General features: G+C 40.8%; 13 protein-coding genes and 1 rRNA gene. 13 read left to right on the top strand and 1 reads right to left on the bottom strand.

The window, feature by feature from the left end:
* The first annotated feature begins 11 nt into the window (after positions 1-11).
* From BACPLE_RS11325 to BACPLE_RS11305, 5 genes are all read left to right on the top strand, one after another.
* Positions 12-515 carry a nitroreductase family protein gene (locus BACPLE_RS11325; RefSeq protein ID WP_040313080.1) on the top strand — a complete coding sequence of 168 codons (504 nt, stop codon included), beginning with the start codon at positions 12-14 and terminating at the stop codon, positions 513-515.
* Between the two features lie 144 nt (positions 516-659).
* The gene (locus BACPLE_RS11320) at positions 660-917 is read left to right on the top strand and encodes an OadG family protein (RefSeq protein ID WP_007561999.1); all 258 of its coding nucleotides are present in this window, start codon (positions 660-662) and stop codon (positions 915-917) included.
* A 29-nt stretch (positions 918-946) separates the two neighbouring features.
* On the top strand, positions 947-2,806 hold the full coding sequence (locus BACPLE_RS11315) for a biotin/lipoyl-containing protein (RefSeq protein ID WP_007561997.1): 1,860 nt from the start codon (positions 947-949) through the stop codon (positions 2,804-2,806).
* Positions 2,806-4,041, top strand: a complete 1,236-nt coding sequence (locus tag BACPLE_RS11310; RefSeq protein ID WP_007561996.1) for a sodium ion-translocating decarboxylase subunit beta — start codon at positions 2,806-2,808, stop codon at positions 4,039-4,041. Before BACPLE_RS11315 ends, BACPLE_RS11310 begins: the two co-directional genes overlap by 1 nt.
* Before the next feature lie 152 nt (positions 4,042-4,193).
* Complete coding sequence (locus BACPLE_RS11305) at positions 4,194-5,858, top strand: M64 family metallopeptidase (RefSeq protein ID WP_007561994.1); 1,665 nt, start codon at positions 4,194-4,196, stop codon at positions 5,856-5,858.
* Here BACPLE_RS11305 and recQ read toward each other — a convergent pair.
* Positions 5,855-7,678 (bottom strand): DNA helicase RecQ, encoded by a 1,824-nt coding sequence (gene recQ, locus BACPLE_RS11300; RefSeq protein ID WP_040313043.1) that lies wholly within the window; start codon positions 7,676-7,678, stop codon positions 5,855-5,857. The two genes, BACPLE_RS11305 and recQ, sit on opposite strands and share 4 nt — an antisense overlap.
* Before the next feature lie 187 nt (positions 7,679-7,865).
* On the opposite strand from recQ, the gene BACPLE_RS11295 reads away from it, so the two are divergent.
* The 8 genes from BACPLE_RS11295 to BACPLE_RS11260 all read left to right on the top strand — a co-directional run.
* Complete coding sequence (locus BACPLE_RS11295) at positions 7,866-9,833, top strand: dipeptidyl-peptidase 3 family protein (RefSeq protein WP_007561990.1); 1,968 nt, start codon at positions 7,866-7,868, stop codon at positions 9,831-9,833.
* Positions 9,834-9,835: 2 nt separating this feature from the next.
* Positions 9,836-10,504 carry a DNA alkylation repair protein gene (locus BACPLE_RS11290; RefSeq protein ID WP_007561988.1) on the top strand — a complete coding sequence of 223 codons (669 nt, stop codon included), beginning with the start codon at positions 9,836-9,838 and terminating at the stop codon, positions 10,502-10,504.
* A 53-nt stretch (positions 10,505-10,557) separates the two neighbouring features.
* A complete protein-coding gene (locus BACPLE_RS11285; protein ID WP_007561986.1) occupies positions 10,558-11,016 on the top strand; it encodes a Fur family transcriptional regulator in 459 nt (152 codons plus the stop codon).
* Positions 11,017-11,045: 29 nt separating this feature from the next.
* On the top strand, positions 11,046-12,314 hold the full coding sequence (locus tag BACPLE_RS11280; protein ID WP_007561984.1) for an adenylosuccinate synthase: 1,269 nt from the start codon (positions 11,046-11,048) through the stop codon (positions 12,312-12,314).
* A 419-nt stretch (positions 12,315-12,733) separates the two neighbouring features.
* Positions 12,734-15,889, top strand: coding sequence for a SusC/RagA family TonB-linked outer membrane protein (locus tag BACPLE_RS11275; protein ID WP_007561982.1), 3,156 nt, complete (start codon positions 12,734-12,736; stop codon positions 15,887-15,889).
* A gap of 20 nt (positions 15,890-15,909) precedes the next feature.
* On the top strand, positions 15,910-17,460 hold the full coding sequence (locus tag BACPLE_RS11270; RefSeq protein WP_007561980.1) for a SusD/RagB family nutrient-binding outer membrane lipoprotein: 1,551 nt from the start codon (positions 15,910-15,912) through the stop codon (positions 17,458-17,460).
* Positions 17,461-17,490: 30 nt separating this feature from the next.
* Entirely contained in the window at positions 17,491-18,018 is a 528-nt protein-coding gene (locus BACPLE_RS11265) for a lipid-binding protein (RefSeq protein ID WP_007561978.1), read from the top strand.
* Between the two features lie 1,086 nt (positions 18,019-19,104).
* Positions 19,105-20,015, top strand: a 16S ribosomal RNA gene (locus BACPLE_RS11260); the annotation flags it as partial.

Genomic DNA, 20,015 nt, shown 5'->3' with positions numbered 1-20,015 from the left:
TGGAAGAAAATATGAGTTTTTTAGAATTAGTAAAGATGCGTCACTCCGTTCGGAATTATGAAAACCGTGCGGTGGAAAAAGAAAAATTGGATTACATCATGGAATGTGTACGTCTGGCTCCTTCAGCAGTAAATTTTCAGCCCTGGAAATTTGCGGTGATAACGGATGCGGACAGGCTGTCACAGCTGAAAAAGGCTTATCCAAGAGAGTGGATAGAAAATGTACCTTGTATGATAGTAGCTTGTGCGAATCATGAGGAATCCTGGCACCGTAAATCAGACGGAAAAGACCATGCAGATATTGATGTGGCCATTGCTGTAGAGCATCTTTGTCTGGCTGCTACGGAACAAGGATTAGGCACTTGCTGGGTGTGTAATTTTGATGTATCTCTGTGTCGGGAAGTACTTAACCTGCCTGATTTTATGGAACCGGTAGTGCTGATTCCTGTGGGTTACGCCAAAGCACAAGAAGTGTCAGCTAAGAAACGCAAATCGTTGGATGAGATATTATTTTGATAGTAATAACGGGATAACATAAATAAAATATCAAATATTTAACTAGTTTTAGTAGTAGTTCTTTATGGAATTTCCTACTTTTGGGACGCTCTCTGAATCGCTTTTCAGGGAGCGTCTTTTATGTATATTCTAATTAGTTGAAAAATGGAAAACATTGAATTAGGATTATTGCTGATGGTGGTCGGAATGGTCACAGTCTTTGTAATTCTGCTCATTGTTATCTGGTTAAGCCAGCTTCTGATTTCCATTGTAAATAAAGTTGCTCCTGAAGAAGCGCCCAAAAAGAAGGTGGCTGCTACAGGTGCATCTACCGATGCAGGTGCAATGGATGCCATTAAGGCAGCTGTGGATATATTGACAGCCGGAAAAGGTCAGGTAATAAAAGTAGAAAAATTGCAGTAATCTGTTAGAAAAACACGCATGTATTAGTCATGGAACAGAAAGAAGTCAAATTTAGTTTGGTTTTTCGTGATATGTGGCAGAGTGCCGGAAAATACGTACCGCGAGTAGACCAGTTGGTGAAGGTGGCCCCAGCCATTATCGAAATGGGGTGTTTTGCCCGTGTAGAAACAAACGGGGGAGGTTTTGAACAAGTTAACCTGTTGTTTGGTGAAAATCCGAACAAGGCTGTCCGTGAGTGGACGAAGCCTTTTCATGAAGCTGGAATTCAGACACACATGCTCGACCGTGCGCTGAACGGTTTGCGAATGAGTCCGGTACCGGCCGACGTACGTAAGTTGTTCTATAAAGTAAAGAAGGCTCAGGGTACAGACATTACCCGTACATTCTGTGGATTGAACGATGTACGCAATATTATTCCTTCCATCGGTTATGCACATGATGCCGGCATGATTTCTCAGTGCTGTCTTTGCATCACTTATTCTCCGATTCATACCGTAGAGTATTATCTGGATATGGCCAAGAAGCTGATTGATGCAGGATGTGATGAAATCTGTATCAAGGATATGGCGGGTATTGGTCGTCCGGTATTCCTGGGTAAGCTGGTGGCAGGTATCAAGAAAATCAAAGATATTACGATTCAGTATCACTCTCATGCAGGTCCAGGCTTCAATATGGCTTCTATTCTGGAAGTGTGCAAAGCCGGATGTGATTATGTGGATGTAGGTATGGACCCGTTGTCATGGGGTACCGGACATGCAGATGTAATCAGTGTACAGGCCATGTTGAAAGACGCTGGCTTCAAGGTGCCTGAAATCAATATGCAGGCCTATATGAAAGTACGTTCTTTGATTCAGGAATTTATGGATGATTTCTTGGGATTATATATCAGTCCGAGAAACCGTCTGATGAACTCTTTGCTGATTGGACCGGGACTTCCGGGTGGTATGATGGGAAGTTTGATGGCCGATTTGGATACCAATCTGGAATCTATCAACAAGTACAAGGCAAAACGCAATTTGCCGTTTATGACACAAGATGAATTGTTGATCAAGTTGTTCGATGAGGTAGCATATGTATGGCCGCGTGTAGGTTATCCGTGTCTGGTAACTCCGTTCAGCCAGTATGTGAAGAACCTGGCTATGATGAATGTTATCCAGCTGGAAAAAGGTAAGGAACGTTGGGGTATGATTGCCGACGATATTTGGGACATGATTTTGGGCAAAGCCGGACAGTTGCCGGGTGAACTGGCGCCTGAAATTGTGGAAAAAGCAGAACGTGAAGGCCGTAAGTTCTTTACAGGTAATCCGCAGGACAACTATCCTGATCAGTTGGAAAAATACCGTCAGATGATGTGGGAAAAGAAATGGGAAACTGGACAGGATGATGAAGAACTCTTTGAATATGCTATGCATCCGGCTCAGTATGAAGCCTATAAGAGCGGAAAGGCAAAAGCTGACTTCCTGGAAGATGTGAAGAAACGCCGTGAAGCTAAGGAAGAGGTACACATGGCCAATGACCAGACCAAAGTCTTGACAGTAGACGTAAACGGTCAGGCTTATCGTGTAACTGTAGCCTTTGGCGATGTCAATCCTTCTAAACTTTCTGCACAGAATCAGCCTGCTGAAGCTGCTCCGGCTGCTCAGGCTCCGGCTGGTGAAGGAAAAGAAGTGCTTTCTCCGCTGGAAGGTAAGTTCTTCCTGACGAAGAGTGCGCAGGAAACTCCTGTGAAAGTGGGTGACAAGGTGAACAAGGGAGATGTGATTTGCTACGTAGAGGCCATGAAGACTTACAATGCTATCCGTGCTGAGTTTAGTGGAACCATCACTGCTATCTGTGCAAATTCCGGTGACTCCGTATCAGAAGATGATGTATTAATGAAGATTTTGTAATGGAAGAGATATTAGAAAGATTATATGATATGACCGCTTTCAGCAACATTGCTGCTGACCCGCGGTTTCTCATCATGTATGCCATTGCTTTCGTCTTGCTCTATCTGGGTATCAAGAAACAGTATGAACCGTTGCTGCTGGTACCCATCGCTTTCGGAGTGTTGCTGGCCAACTTCCCGGGTGGTGATATGGGGGTAGTGCAGGCCGATGAAAACGGAATGGTCATGGTGAACGGTGTGATGAAGAACATCTGGGAAATGCCGCTTCATGAAATTGCGCATGAACTGGGGCTGATGAACTTCATTTATTATATGTTGATTAAGACGGGATTCCTTCCGCCGATTATATTCATGGGAGTAGGTGCACTGACCGATTTTGGTCCGATGCTGCGTAATCTTCGTCTGTCTATTTTCGGTGCGGCTGCTCAGCTGGGTATCTTTGCCGTATTGCTGGTATCTATTTTGATGGGCTTTACTCCCAAGGAAGCTGCTTCTTTGGGTATCATCGGAGGTGCCGACGGTCCGACAGCTATCTTCACTACTATCAAGCTGGCTCCGCATTTATTAGGTCCGATTGCCATTGCAGCCTATTCTTATATGGCGTTGGTACCGGTTATCGTGCCGCTCGTCGTACGTTTGTGGTGTACAAAGAAAGAGCTGTCCATCAACATGAAGGAACAGGAAAAGAAATACCCTTCAAAAACGGAAATCAAGAATCTGCGTGTTTTGAAAATTATTTTCCCGATTGCATGTACTACCATCGTGGCCTTGTTCGTGCCAAGTGCAGTGCCTTTGATTGGTATGCTGATGTTCGGTAACTTGGTGAAGGAAATCGGTAGCAATACTTCTCGCTTGTTTGATGCCGCATCTAACAGCATTATGAATGCGGCTACTATTTTCCTGGGTATTTCAGTTGGTGCAACCATGACTACCGATGCTTTCCTGAACTGGACGACTATCGGTATCGTAATAGGTGGTTTCTTAGCTTTTGCACTTTCAATCTCAGGTGGTATTTTCTTCGTGAAGATATTCAATCTGTTTACGAAAAAGAAAATTAATCCGTTGATTGGAGCAACCGGTCTTAGTGCTGTACCGATGGCCAGCCGTGTAGCCAATGAAATCGCTTTGAAATATGACCCGAAGAACCATGTATTGCAATACTGCATGGCAAGTAATATTTCAGGTGTAATCGGATCGGCTGTGGCAGCTGGTGTACTGATTTCATTTCTTGGATAAGTAAACGTGATTTAGCTTCTTTGGACAGGATTACAAAGAGATAACTGTCAATTTGCAGGATGGAAATCTCTTTGTAATCCTGTCTTGTTTTTGTAAGAATTTTTCAGGAGGTCTACCCGTTTGAAAACTTTTGAATGACTTAATTATACTGTATGAAAAAAACTATATTGTTTAACCTTAGTTTCGTTTTTCTGATGTTGTTAGTCTCTTGCCATAAAGAGATGGAAGTGACTTCTTTTGAAAATGTGACAGAAAGTGTAACCCTGCAGTCGGTAGTAGGGGACGAGGCTATTATTTCATTTACAAGTTTTGGTACATGGAATGTTACGACAGATGCGGTGTGGTTAAGTTTGTCTCCCTTATCGGGTGAAGCTGGGGAAGGACAAGTAAAAGTTACAGCTATTTTTGAGAACAATACAAATAAGTTACGAGAAGCAAAAGTAAAGTTAAGTTCGGGAGATGAAGTTTGCGAAATATCCGTTTTCCAAGAGATTGGTGATTATGTGCTTCCCGAAAAAGATGAGTATCTTGTGGATGTCGATGGAGGTATGTTTACTATCCGTTTCGAGACGAATGTAGAAGCGGAAAAACTGAAAGTATATACATCTTCGGAGCCAGGAAGCTGGTTGAGGCAAGAAAGTTCTTCTCGTTCAGCAACGGCTGAAACACAAGAGGTGACATTGAATGCTGCTCCTAATAGGGGAGGAATGTCACGGTCGGCCTATTTACTTTTTATTAAAGAAGAAGATGGAGTGCAGAAAGAACTAGCTACGGTTAAAATATCTCAGCTAGGAGGACAAGTGCTTGAGTCAGTTGATTACTCAGCAGACGGTAAAATAGATACTTTGCAGCAGCATACTAAAGGGGATGGTATTTCAATTGTGTTGATGGGGGATGGTTTCGTGGACCAGGAATTGGCTAATGGAACTTATCGGAGCGTTATGGAAAAAACTATGGAGAATCTGTTTACTGAAGAACCCGTGAAATCTCTGAGAGAATATTTTGACGTGTATATGATTAATGCGGTATCTGAAAATAATGATTTTGGCATGGGATATAAGACGGCCTTCAGTTGTAAGCTGACAGGTGGAAATAGTACAACGATTACAGGTGATGATGCTTCTGTACAAGTGTATGTGGGAAAGGTATTAAAAGAAGAAAAAAGGAAAAACAGCTTGGCAGTAGTGGTGTTAAATACTTCTGCTTATGCGGGTACCACTTATTTCGGATATCAGGATGGAAATGGTAAGTTTATAGAGTTTGCCATTGCTTATTGTCCGGTTATTGAAAGTTTGGAGAGTGAATATTTCCGGCAAGTATTGGTACATGAAGCGATTGGACATGGTTTTGGAAAACTGGAAGATGAATATGTATATCCGGAAAAAGGAAGTGTTACTACATTGGAAATGCAGCGGATACGCATCATGCAAGCGAACGGATGGGCGCAGAATGTGGATTTTACCGCATCGGCAGATACTGTTCTTTGGGCTCCTTTTTTAACGGACTCTCATTATCAGAATGAGCATTTAGGTGTTTATGAAGGGGCTTGTACTTATTCTGAAGGAATTTATCGCCCTTCCGAAGATAGTATGATGAACTCAAATACGTGTGCTTTTAATGCGCCTTCCCGTAAATCACTTTATGAAAAGGTGATGAAAATAGGAACGGCTGTAGAAGAGGTGACATACGAAGACTTTGTGGCATTTGATATAGCTCATCTTCCTGAAATGATACCTATGGCAAATTATACACGTGTTACATCCGTTGGCTATCCATTTGCACGTCCGGTATGGGTAAGCGGGCAGCGTTTCCGTTAGTTTCTGCCTAGATATTCGTTGATGACGGCCAGAAAATCCTTTCCGTATTTCTCTTTTTTGAATTCTCCAATTCCGCTAATCTCACCAAATGCCTCAATGTTGCTGGGCTTCTTCAGGGCAAGCAGATGCAGGGTTTTGTCGGATAGTACAATGTAAGCTGGAATGGCCAGCTGGTCGGCCAGTTTTTTACGGAGCTGACGAAGTGCTTCAAACAAGCCTTCATCTTCATCTTCAAATACGGTAGGAGTGAATAAAGGTACAGGAGAAGCTGTTTTGTTTTCTTTGGTATAGCCTTTCTTTCCATAGCCTTCTTCTCTTTTAATGACTACCAGTGGTGCGCGTTCTTTTCCGAACAATACTTTTCTTCCGGCTTCTGTAATTTTTAAATGATTGCTCTCGTTATAAGCGATTTCAAAATATCCTAAATTTAACATCTGGAGCAAGTAATCTTGCCAGTCTTTGCCAGGCACATCCCTGCCTGCTCCGTAGGTTTTCAGTTTGTCATATCCTTTTTCCATGATTTCCTGACTGGCATATCCTTTCAGGATGTCAATTAAAGTGCGGGTACCGATTTGCTGGTCGGCACGGGCAATGGCACTTAATGCTTTTTGCACAATGATGGTACCATCGAAGCGTTCAGGAGGATTCTTGCATACATCGCAGTTTCCACAGTCATGATCCATGGTTTCTCCGAAATAGTTTAGAAGAATTCTCCGTCGGCAAATGTCGGATTCTGCGTATTGTTGCATGCGGTTCAACTTTTCCAGGTTGATTCCTTGCTGGTTACTTTCAGCCGCAAACCTTGATAACAGAATAATGTCGCCAAAAGAGTAAAAGAGAAGGGTTTCGCTAGGAAGTCCGTCGCGTCCTGCTCGGCCGATTTCCTGATAAAAATTCTCTATACTCTTAGGCAGGTTATAATGGATGACCCATCGGACATTAGACTTGTCAATTCCCATACCGAATGCAATGGTCGCGCAGATAATCTGCACACGATCATTAATGAAATCATCTTGTGTAATTTCCCGCTGTTCGTTTGACATTCCTGCATGATAAGCTGCGACATCGAATCCTTCCTTCTCAAGTAATTGAGCCACTTTTTCAGTTCCATTTCGGCTCATGCAATAGATAATTCCACTTTCATTACGGTGTCTGCGCAGGAATTTGACAATGGCTTTGATTTTTTCCTTCTGTTGATATCCTCTTTTTACTTCCAGACTTAAATTGGGACGGTCAAAAGAAGAAATAAAGATTTCAGGGTTGCGCATTTCCAGTTGCCGTATAATATCCTCTCGAGTAATCTTGTCGGCGGTTGCAGTCAGGGCTACTACTGGGACATTGGGAAAATATTGTCGTATAGCTTTCAGTTGTGTATATTCAGGACGAAAGTCATGTCCCCAATGAGAAATACAATGGGCTTCGTCAATGGCAAACAGGGATATATTGATGTCGCGTAACAGATAATTCATTTCCGACATCAGTCTTTCGGGAGATATATACAGTAGTTTTACCCTTCCTTGTAGGCATTCAAAGTAAAGCTGGGCGTTGGTGGCGTCGTCATTTGTGCTATTTAATGCACGAGCTACGATACCATTAGCCTGTAGAGATTCCACTTGGTCTTTCATGAGAGAAATTAATGGGGAAACGACAACGGTGGTTCCCTCCATCAAAAGAGCCGGTAGCTGATAACACATGGATTTTCCTCCTCCTGTCGGCATCAGTACTAATGCATCTTTCTTTTGAAGAATTGTAGAAATGATTTTTTCCTGTAGTGGACGAAAAGAAGTATACCCAAAATAAGATTTGAGTGTTTTCAGCATTTGTTCTCTCATGTTTTTAAATTTTGTGCACAAAGATATATAAAAAAATAAAAAGTTGCCGTTTTATCGTATTCTTGTGCGAATATAAGGTTTTTTGATAAAGTTTTCAGGGTTATTGTTGCGAAATCAAAAAACTTCTACGATTTTTGTATAATTATGTTCTAATGACGTTTAAAAATGAATTAAGATGAGTACATCAGAAAGTTTTAATTATATAGTGGAACAGTTTGCTGATTTGCAACTGTTACGTTATCGTGTGGATGGTTTTGAAAAGTTATCTTTAAAACAGAAAAAGTTGATTTATTTCCTTTCACAGGCAGCATTGGAAGGAAGAGATATTCTTTTTGACCAAAACGGAAAGTATAATTTGCAGATTCGTAAATTGCTGGAAGCGGTTTATGTATCCTATTCAGGTGACCGTAATAGTTCGGATTTTCAGGGGCTGGAAGTTTATTTGAAGCGCGTTTGGTTCTCCAGTGGCATATATCATCATTATGCATGTGATAAGTTCGTGCCTGCTTTTTCGCCGGAGTTTTTGCGTGAGTGCATAGCACAAGTAGATGTGGCTGGTCTTCCCCTGAAGGATGGTGAATCAGTTCAGGATATGTGTGACAAATTGTTTCCTGTAATCTTTGATCCTAAAGTTATGCCCAAACGTGTGAATCAGGCAGATGGAGAGGACCTGGTGATAACTTCTGCAGCCAATTACTATGAAGGGGTAACTCAGGATGAGGCTGAGAAGTTTTACATGATTCAGAAATTGGCAAGTGGTCCACATCCTGTTATGTATGGAATGAACAGTCGTCTGGTGCAAAAGGACGGAGTCATACAAGAAGAAGTCTGGAAGGTGGATGGCATGTATGGAGAAGCGATTGAAAAGATTATTTATTGGCTGGAAAAAGCCAAGTCAGTGGCTGAAAATGAAGCTCAGTGTGAAGTAATCCGTTTGTTGATTGATTTTTACCGTACGGGTGATTTGAAAACATTTGACACTTACTCCATTGCCTGGTTGAAAGATACGGAGTCTAAAGTTGATTTTGTCAATGGCTTTATTGAAAGTTATGGTGACCCGTTAGGAATGAAAGCAAGTTGGGAATCAATTGTGAATTTTAAAGATGAAGAAGCTACTCACCGAACGGAAGTTATCAGTCAGCATGCGCAATGGTTTGAAGATCACTCTCCAGTATCTCTTGCATTTAAAAAGGGAGTAGTACGTGGCGTTTCAGCCAAAGTGATTACAGCTGCCATGTTAGGGGGAGATTTGTATCCGAGTTCGGCGATAGGAATTAATTTGCCCAATTCAAACTGGATTCGCAGTCTGCATGGGTCAAAATCTGTGACTATCGGAAATCTTACAGATGCTTACAATAAGGCTGCAAAAGGAAATGGTTTCCGTGAAGAATTTGTGTACAGCCAGGAAGAAAAAGATTTGCTGGAAAAATATGCTGACATCACGGGTGACCTTCATACGGACTTGCATGAGTGTGTAGGACATGGATCAGGAAAACTGCTTCCAGGAGTTGATCCGGATGCCTTGAAAGCGTATGGCTCTACGATAGAAGAGGCACGAGCAGATTTGTTTGGCTTGTATTATTTGCCTGATGAAAAGCTGGTGGAACTAGGATTAACTCCTGATGAGGAAGCTTACAAGGCTGAATATTATGCTTATATGATGAACGGACTTCTTACGCAGATGGTACGCATAGAACCGGGCTGTGATTTGGAAGAAGCTCACATGCGTAACCGCCAATTGATTGCTCGCTGGGCTTTGGAAAATGGCAAATCAATGAATATTGTGGAACTGGTGAAGAAAGATGGAAAAACTTATGTGAAAATAAATGATTATCTTCAGCTTCGCGGACTTTTTGCCGTGTTGTTGAGTGAGATTCAACGTATAAAGAGTGAGGGAGACTATGAAGCTGCACGTGCTCTTGTCGAAAAGTATGCAGTGAAACTGGATGCAGAACTTCATGAGGAAATCTTGAGCCGTTACCGTTCACTCCATCTGGCGCCTTACAAGGGATTTGTCAATCCGGTATATTGTCCTCAATATGATACCGAGGGACAGATTGTGGATGTAAAACTTGATTATACAGAAGGCTATACAGAACAGATGCTTCGTTATGGTCGTGATTATTCTAATTTGACTATTTGATTATGGCAGAAATACAGGATACAATCAGGGAAATAAAGTCGAAATTCCGCTTGTTTATGAATGGAATGGTTTCCCAAAGTATGCGTGAAAAAGGTATTGATTATAAACTGAACTTTGGTATTGAATATCCCCGTATTAAAGAAATAGCGGCAGATTATCCGTGTAATCATGAGCTGGCACAGGCTTTGTGGAAAGAGAACATCCGCGAATGTAAGATTATGGCCGGATTACTTCAGCCTGTTGAGGGTTTTTGTCGGGAAATCGCTGAAATATGGATAGAAGACATGCGTTATCCTGAATTGGCAGAATATACGGTAATGAATTTGTTCCAACGTTTGCCATACGCTTCGGAAGTGGTTTTTCCATGGATAGCCGATGAACGGGAATATTTTCAATTGTGCGGATATCTGTTGATGACTCGTTTGCTAATGAAGGGATGGACGCTGAATGAAAGAGCAGAAGCTGAATTCCTGGATCAGGCTTTTACCGTACTGGAAGGAGGAACTGAAATGCGTCAAGTAGCGGCTAAGGCTATATGTAAGTTTGCTTTACAGTCGAAGGCAAATTCTCGTACCGTACTTCGTATGTTAGGGAATTTATTGAAATCTTCTAAGCCGGAAATCAAAATGGTGGCAGAAGAAATAAAAAATGAGATAGAATATGGCTTGTAATCTTTCTAAATTACTCAAAAAAATATAACTTTGACCGCTGAACGATTATTGGGATGGAAGAGAATATAAAAGATACAGTCAAACAAATTCTTACAGAGTATTTGCAGAAGAACGGGCATCGGAAGACGCCTGAACGGTATGCTATACTTGATACTATCTATTCCATTAAAGGACATTTTGATGTTGATGAGTTGTACAGCTATATGGCGGAGAAGGAAAAGTTCCGGGTCAGCCGGGCTACTCTGTACAATACCATTATTCTGCTTATCGATGCAGGACTGGTCATCAAGCATCAGTTTGGCAACACTTCCCAGTATGAACGATCATATAATAATGAAACCCACCATCACATGATTTGTACCTGTTGTGGAAAGGTGTCGGAGTTTGAAGACGACAACTTAAAGCAGGCTATTGCACAGACAAAATTAAAGGGATTTTATGCTTCACATTATTCTCTTTATATTTATGGTTTGTGTAGTAAATGTATGGCGGCTAAGCGGAAAAAGAAGTAGTATAAGGAATATATAAAACATAAAGAATCATGAAAGTAGATGTTTTGTTAGGTTTACAGTGGGGCGACGAAGGAAAAGGTAAAGTAGTCGATGTGTTGACTCCCCGTTACGATGTGGTTGCTCGTTTTCAAGGAGGCCCGAATGCCGGACATACTCTTGAATTTGAAGGTCAGAAATATGTGCTTCGTTCTATCCCTTCTGGAATATTCCAGGGTGATAAAGTGAACATCATTGGTAATGGAGTGGTACTTGATCCTTCTTTGTTTAAGGCTGAGGCTGAAGCGTTGGAAGCAAGCGGACATCCGTTGAAAGAACGTTTGCACATCTCTAAGAAAGCTCATCTGATTCTTCCTACTCATCGTATTTTGGATGCAGCATACGAAGCAGCCAAGGGAGATTCGAAAGTAGGAACCACCGGAAAAGGTATTGGCCCGACTTATACGGACAAGGTGAGCCGTAATGGATTGCGTGTAGGCGATATTCTGCATAACTTTGAAGAAAAATATGCAGCTGCCAAAGCTCGTCATGAGGCTATTCTTAAGAGCCTTAATTATGAATATGACATTACTGAACTGGAAAAGCAATGGATGGAAGGTATCGAATATCTCCGTCAGTTCCATTTGGTAGACAGCGAGCATGAAATCAATCGTTTGCTGAATGAAGGTAAGTCAGTACTTTGCGAAGGTGCTCAGGGAACTATGCTTGATGTGGATTTCGGTTCTTATCCTTTTGTGACTTCATCTAACACTATTTGCGCGGGTGCTTGCACAGGATTGGGATTAGGCCCTAACAAGATTGGTGAAGTGTACGGTATTATGAAAGCATATTGCACACGTGTAGGTTCAGGTCCGTTCCCTACAGAACTTTTTGATGAAACAGGCAAGACTATTCGTGATTTAGGTCATGAGTATGGAGCGGTAACAGGACGTGAACGCCGTTGTGGATGGGTTGACTTGGTTGCTTTGCGTTATGCGATTATGGTTAATGGAGTAACTCAGTTGATTCTGATGAAGAGCGACGTGCTGGATGGATTTGATACAATCAAGGCTTGTGTTGCATATAAAGTAAACGGAGAAGAAATTGACTATTTCCCGTATGATATTACAGAAGGGGTAGAACCTGTATATGCTGAACTTCCAGGTTGGAAAACAGATATGACGAAGATGACGAGTGAAGATGAATTCCCGGAAGAATTCAATGCATATATCACATTCTTGGAAGAACAATTGGGTACTCCGATAAAGATTGTGTCTGTAGGTCCTGACCGTGCACAGACAATTGAACGCTATATCGACTAATTTTTTGTTGACATAATATTTTGAAAGCCGTCCCTTTGGGGCGGCTTTTTTATTTTCATTCTGTTAAATTTTGATTTGACAATTCTTTCATACTATTCTTGTTGGATTAATCATTCTGTTTGTTCTTTGTATGTGTTTGTTTGTGGATTATTTAAATTTATTTGTCGTATTTTTCTTACGGTTTGATTTTTATTCCTGATTGAATGTTTCATATTTCTTTAATATTATGAATTAAAAATGAATTGATATTCGATTATATTATGTCTTTTTGATTTTTGATTCTATTTTTCGGTGATATTTTGTTGTTTATTTGAAGAAATATATATCTTTGCGATGTTGTTAATAGGTTTTAATATGTATTTATGAAGTATTATCAACTGAATGAGATTTATTTTTATGTTTAATCAAAGGAGGGATTTATGAAAAGAAAACTAACATTGATGCTGGCCCTGCTGTTTGTATGGACAGGTGTAGCATGGTCGCAAGGAGTAACTGTAAAAGGTGTGGTAACTTCCGAAGAAGACGGATTGCCCATTGTCGGGGCTTCAGTATTGGTAAAGGGTACTACCCAAGGAACCATTACGGATGTGGATGGTAATTTTATGATTTCAGGGGTGAAAGCTGACAGTAAGACCTTGATTGTTTCATTTGTGGGAATGAAAAGCAAGGAGGTGGCGATAAAAAACACGCCTATGCATGTAGTTCTGAAAAGTGATGCAGAGGTATTGGACGAAGTTGTAGTTACGGCATTGGGTATGAAGCGTAGTGAGAAAACCTTAGGATATGCAGCGACTACAATGAAGTCGGAAGATATAGATGCGGGTAAATCTGGTTCTGTAATGGGAGGTTTAAGTGGAAAAGTAGCAGGTGTGCAAATTTCATCTGCAGGAAACACGGGTACTTCTCAGAAAGTGTTGATTCGTGGTATATCTTCATTGAATAATAACTCTCCATTGTACATTGTAGATGGAGTACCTATTGATAACTCAACTTTCCGTGGAAGTCCTACAGACGACAGCTCTACTACAGACTTTGGTAATGCTGCCAATGACATTAATTCAGAAGATGTAGAATCTGTAACTATTTTGAAGGGAGCTTCTGCTACGGCATTGTACGGTTCTCGTGCAGCGAATGGAGTAGTTATGATTACAACGAAAAAAGCTGGGGTAGAAAAGTTAACCGTGACATACGATGGCTCTTTTACAGCTTCAAAAGTATTGCGTGTAATGCAGACTCAGGATTTGTTTGGACAAGGATGGGGAAGCTGGAATAGAAGTGAAAACGGTTCGTGGGGACCTCGCTTGGATGGTACCATACATGAATGGGGATCAGACCAGTTGGAAACTCCCATGACAAAACCATTTTCTTACGTAGAACATAATTTGAGAAACTTTTATCAGACAGGTTTTGAAAAGAATAATAACGTAAGCATCCGTTATGGTAATGATAAAGTGGGAGTGGTAGCTTCATACGGAAATCTGTCCTCAAATGGTATCTTGCCTAATAATGGTGACCAATTCTCCAGAAATACATTTTCATTGCGTGGTTATATGAATATCAATAAGTTCTCATTGGATATGACCATGAACTATGTACGTAAGGATATCAGTCGTAGTAATGATATGTATATGGAACTGTTGCAGCATGCTGTAGATGTGGATTATAGTCAGATGAAGGATTATAACGATGAGCGTTATAATTTGGATAACTATTATACCTTCTATGCAACCAATCCATATTACATGATTGACAATTATAGAAGTAACTATCAGGATGACCGTGTATATGGCCGTGTTGAAATGAGCTATGAAATCATGAAAGGCTTGAAGGCGACAGGACGTTTGGGTGGTGACTTCTCTAACAACCGTACAAACTCACAGGAGCCTAAAACTACTTTCTCTAATGGCTCTTACAGTCAGCTTGGTGGAGCTACGGAGTCATTAGGTTATTATTCTGAATATCGTTATAACCGTAGTCAGATAGATGCTACTGCTTTATTGAACGCTGATTATAAGATTCGTGATTTTTCTATTAATGCAGTAGCCGGATGGAACTTGAACCAGCGTTCGTATGGATATAGTGGAGGATATGTAGATGGTTTGGCTGTTGCTGACTGGTATAGCTTGTACAATACATCTTCTTCGGCTGTTTCTGTGACATATAAAGAATTGCGCCGTCTGATTGGTGCGTTTGCACAAGCTGAATTGGGATACAAGGACATGATGTTTTTGAATTTGTCAGGGCGTAATGACTGGTCTTCTACTCTTCCGGCTGGAAATAACAGTTTTTTCTATGGAGGTGCCAATGTTTCATTCTTGATTACGGAAATGTTGCCTTCTTTAAAAGAACATCAGGTAGACTTTTTGAAAGTGCGTGCAGCTCTTGGACAAACAGGTAATGATGCAAATGTGTATAAGACTACGTCTTGGTATCAGATTGCTAATTTTAAGGATATTAATGGCTATTATACTTCTATGCCTATCGGAGGTGTGATGGGTATGACTTCGAATAATACTTTGCCGAGTAGCAGTCTGAAACCGGAGATGACAACTGAATATGAGTTTGGACTTTCTGGAAGTTTTTTTGGAAACCGGTTAACAGTGGATGCTTCTTACTATAATCGTATGACAAAAGATCAGATTATTTCTGCTTCATTGGCTCCGGAAACAGCCTATTCGTATGAAACGAAAAATATTGGTAAGATTCAGAATCAGGGTGTGGAATTAATGGTGAACTTGACACCGGTACGTACTAAGGACTGGACATGGGATTTAGGCTTTACATTCACAAAAAACATGAGTGAAGTCAAAGAGTTGTGGGAAGGAACAGATGAATATTCTTATACAAACTGGCGTGGCGTGTACTATGTATTGAAGGTAGGTGAGCCGGTAGGTATGTTCCGTATTCCGGCAGCAAATAAAGTGATGGATGAAAATAGCCCTTATTATGGTTATAATATCGTGAACAATAACGGTTATCTTTCTGACAGTAATACAGAGTATGAATATGTAGGTAGTTCAGAAGCTAAGTTTAATATGGGATTTAATACCACATTGAAGTGGAAGGGATTTACGCTTAGTGCATCTGCTGATTGGAGAAAAGGTGGATATATGTTGTCAAATACTTCATATATCTCTCACTTCAACGGAAACTCTACACAAACGGTATTTAATGAACGTAATTCGTTTATTTATCCGCATTCTGTAAAAGTGGTAAATGGCCAATATGTGGAAAATAATATTCCTGTTCGTGCAGATGAAATGTATAATGCATTAGGAAATTATTCCTATAGTCCGGAAGTACGTCGTCACTTTATTATTCCTAAAGATTATTTCAGACTGCGTGAAGTTTCACTTTCATATTCGTTTCCGAAATCCATGTTGGCAAAGACACCGTTCCAGCAGGTTTCTCTGGCTTTAGTAGGACGTAATTTGCTTCTGTTCACTCCGAAGGAAAATAATTATGTGGACCCTGAAGTGTCTAACTTGGGTAATGACTTGTTGTCTGAATTCGGTGAAACTACCGGTACAAGCTCTACACGTAATATTGGTGTGAATGTGAAAGTCGTATTTTAATCATTAAAGAATATTGTTTTATGAAAAGATATAAATTATTATATTCCAGTTTATTTGCCTTACTGATAGCTGGCACTTCGTTGACGTCTTGTAAAGATTACCTTGATGTGAACGATAATCCTAACTACCCGGTTACTACTACTATGTCGGCATTGCTGCCGTCTGCTTGTGCTTCTACTATTTCTCAGCTGGGACTTTACGGTGATTTGATGGGAAATATGTGGTTGCAGTTTACTACACAAGGAAATACAACTAACCAGTATAACACATTGTGTAATTATAGTTTAACTGTTACATCGTATAATGGCTTCTTTACGAATGCATACACCAATACGTTGCCTGATTTGAAAGACGTGCTTTCCATGGCTGAGCAAGAAGAAGCATGGGATTATTGGGTGATTGCTAAGGTGTTGACAGCCTATAATTATCACATGTTGGCTGATTTGTATGAGGATATACCTTTTACAGAAGCTTTGGACCAGGAAAAATATCCTTATCCTCATTATGATGATGGACGTACAGTCGTTTATCCGGGAATCTTGTCATTGCTTCAAGAAGCTATAGATAAATGCCCTCAGGCAGCAGAGAAATCAAGTTCATACATTGATACTTATGATATGTTTTTGGAGGGTGATATAGAGAAGTGGAGAAAATTTGCCAAAAACTTGAAGCTGAAAGTTCTGGTACGTGATTTTGATGCAAATAAGCAGGCTATACAAGCTTTGTTGGATGAAAACGATTTTTTAGAAGACGATTGTGCTTTTACAAAATTTGAAGATGCCACAGATAAGGGAAATCCTTTGTATGAATATAATATTCGTCAGTTAAATACAAAGGTTAATATTCGTGCTTGCCATACTTTGGTTGAATACTTGTTGCATTATGATGACCCGCGTATTGCTAATCTTTATGAAGTGACTGCGGCTTCGAATGGCGAAGGTGAGAATTCAGATATATATGAAGGGCTTCCTTGCGGAAGTAAGCCTCAGACCAGTACGATAGCTTTGGTTGAATCGTCTGCATATACTCAGGCTTATGATGATCCTGTATATTTAATGAATAAGGCTGAAATCTTTTTCTTGGAGGCTGAGGCTTATGCACGTTTGGGAAATGCCTCTGCTGCGAAAGAGAAATACGATAATGGAGTAAAGGCTGCTTTTGACCGTTGGGAATCTACAGCAGGTAAAGGAGAAGAGTTTATTGCAGCAGGTGGAGCTTATGCATTTGATGAAACTTCTGAAGAAACGATGATGAAATGTATTATGACGCAGAAATGGATTTCTTATGCACATGCTAACGCACTGGACGGTGTATTTGACCGCAACCGTACAGGTATTCCGGCTATTAGTAGTGCAGCTACCGTGCGTGTTTCAGATGTGGCTTTGCAGCGTGAACTTACCCCAGGTTATGAATTGGGAACATTGGTGGCACCGGGGTCTTCCGTTTTACAGCCAACTGATTTTCCTCGTCGCTTATTGATACCTTCACGTTCTTCACAGTATAATCCTAATGCACCTGTAACGAAGAATTTGGAAGAACCAATGTGGTGGCAGGTAGAGAGAGGAAAGTAAATGATTAATGTTTTTGATTAGAATTGTTTTATGAAAAAGTTAAGATATATCTATATGTTGCTGTCTTGTTTGTGGATTTTGACAGCTTGTAATTCGGAAGATTTGAGTTATGATATTGAGTATACACCGATTCATCCATTAGGAGGACAGTATACGGTATCTGTATCGAGAAATGGAGCAGTTGTGGCTGAACACGTGGATTGCTTTTTAGCCAATACAAGTGATTATGATACGGATAAATGTTGGATTCGTATTGGGGCATATAATTCAGCTAATACTCCTGGCGATGCGGCAAAAAGCTATTTTATCAATGGTAAGATTTCATGCAATGTACCTGAATTGTCTTTTTCTGGTACGGACATTATGAATCTGGCAGGGAATGTAGCTTCTTCAGATGAAACTTTTACGCTGACCGATGGTAAGTTAGAGTTAAATGGAGCTACGGCTCCTTCTGGGACAGTATGTGATAAAATATCATTCACTTATACTACCACAGTTGATCCAGGTGTTACTTATACCGTTGAAGGGTATCGTTATACCGGATGGACAGAGGATTAAGGATGTTTTAATGTCTCTCTTTTAATTTGCATTTTGAAGGGGCTTCTCAGTGATGAGCGGCCTCTTTTTTTATTTTATGAATTCTGTTAACTGCTTTGAATATTTCGCCCTGGTGGTTAATGTATGTTGTAAAGCATTCTTTTTAGGCCTTACGTTTTGCTGTTTCAAATAAAATAAATACTTTTGTACTGTGTTTTTCATAGTATTAGATTTAAGGTTAACAAAGGTTGGAGTTCAGCGGAACTCCTTTTTTTATGCCCTTTTCCGTATGGAATTCCTTGTATTTTTTTGTTTCTAAAAACGCGCTTGCGTTTGCTTTCAAACTCCTTTACGTTTTGATCAGAATACACTTGCGTTTCAATTCAAATGCACTTACGTTCTTTCCGGAACGTACTTGTGTTTTTTAAGGCTGAATATGTGTCAGAAATCCTACCTTACCATTAGAATAGTCCGTTTCTCCTTACACGCGCACGCATACACGCACGCACGAATTATATAATGTAATGAATTTTACACACAATTTCTCTCATAAGTAAAAAACATGCTTTATAGCATAAAGTAAATCAGCGAGTTAGATAAAACCCTGAAAAAATATTTCAAAAAAGTGTGCCATAAGAGTTGCAGAAATGGAAAAAGTCTGTACCTTTGCAACCGCTTTCGAGAGGGAGAGCCGCTGAAGATGACAGACTGAGTAAAGCTGAGGCTATGGAAGAGAGTGCCGGATGCTGCACCGAGTATCTTACCTTGCGGATGTGCAAGGGAGCGAGAAAGGATAAGCCGCACGCCTTCTGAAAACCTTCTGAAAAATTTTTTCAAAAAAACTTTCGAAAAAATTTGGAGGTTACGAAAAAACGCCTTACCTTTGCAAACGCTTTCCCGCTGAAACGGGAGCTTGAGAAAAGATAGTTCTTTGAAAGACTTTAGATAAACAGACTAGGATGTAGTACAAGAAGTAGTCCTTTATATAATGTATATATGGGATGAACGGAAGACAACCGTCAATAACCCTTGGAAACAAGGAAAATGAAAAAAATCGGTTTCCTGAACAGAGATAAAACATACCCGAAAGGGTAGTAAAAATATTTTACAATGAAGAGTTTGATCCTGGCTCAGGATGAACGCTAGCTACAGGCTTAACACATGCAAGTCGAGGGGCAGCGGGATTGAAGCTTGCTTCAATTGCCGGCGACCGGCGCACGGGTGAGTAACGCGTATCCAACCTTCCGTACACTCAGGGATAGCCTTTCGAAAGAAAGATTAATACCTGATGGTATGATGAGATTGCATGATAGCATCATTAAAGATTTATCGGTGTACGATGGGGATGCGTTCCATTAGGTAGTAGGCGGGGTAACGGCCCACCTAGCCTACGATGGATAGGGGTTCTGAGAGGAAGGTCCCCCACATTGGAACTGAGACACGGTCCAAACTCCTACGGGAGGCAGCAGTGAGGAATATTGGTCAATGGACGAGAGTCTGAACCAGCCAAGTAGCGTGAAGGATGAAGGTCCTACGGATTGTAAACTTCTTTTATAAGGGAATAAAACCTCCCACGTGTGGGAGCTTGTATGTACCTTATGAATAAGCATCGGCTAACTCCGTGCCAGCAGCCGCGGTAATACGGAGGATGCGAGCGTTATCCGGATTTATTGGGTTTAAAGGGAGCGCAGACGGGTCGTTAAGTCAGCTGTGAAAGTTTGGGGCTCAACCTTAAAATTGCAGTTGATACTGGCGTCCTTGAGTGCGGTTGAGGTGTGCGGAATTCGTGGTGTAGCGGTGAAATGCTTAGATATCACGAAGAACTCCGATTGCGAAGGCAGCACACTAAGCCGTAACTGACGTTCATGCTCGAAAGTGTGGGCTATCAAACAGGATTAGATACCTGTAGTCCACACAGTAAACGATGATACTCGCTGTGCGAATACAGTCAGCGCTTAACGAAGCGTTTAAGTATCCAGCTGGGGAGTACGCCGGCAACGGTGAACTCAAGGAATTGA

Source organism: Phocaeicola plebeius DSM 17135, from assembly GCF_000187895.1.
Taxonomy (GTDB): domain Bacteria; phylum Bacteroidota; class Bacteroidia; order Bacteroidales; family Bacteroidaceae; genus Phocaeicola; species Phocaeicola plebeius.
This window is presented reverse-complemented; position numbering and strand designations above follow the sequence as displayed.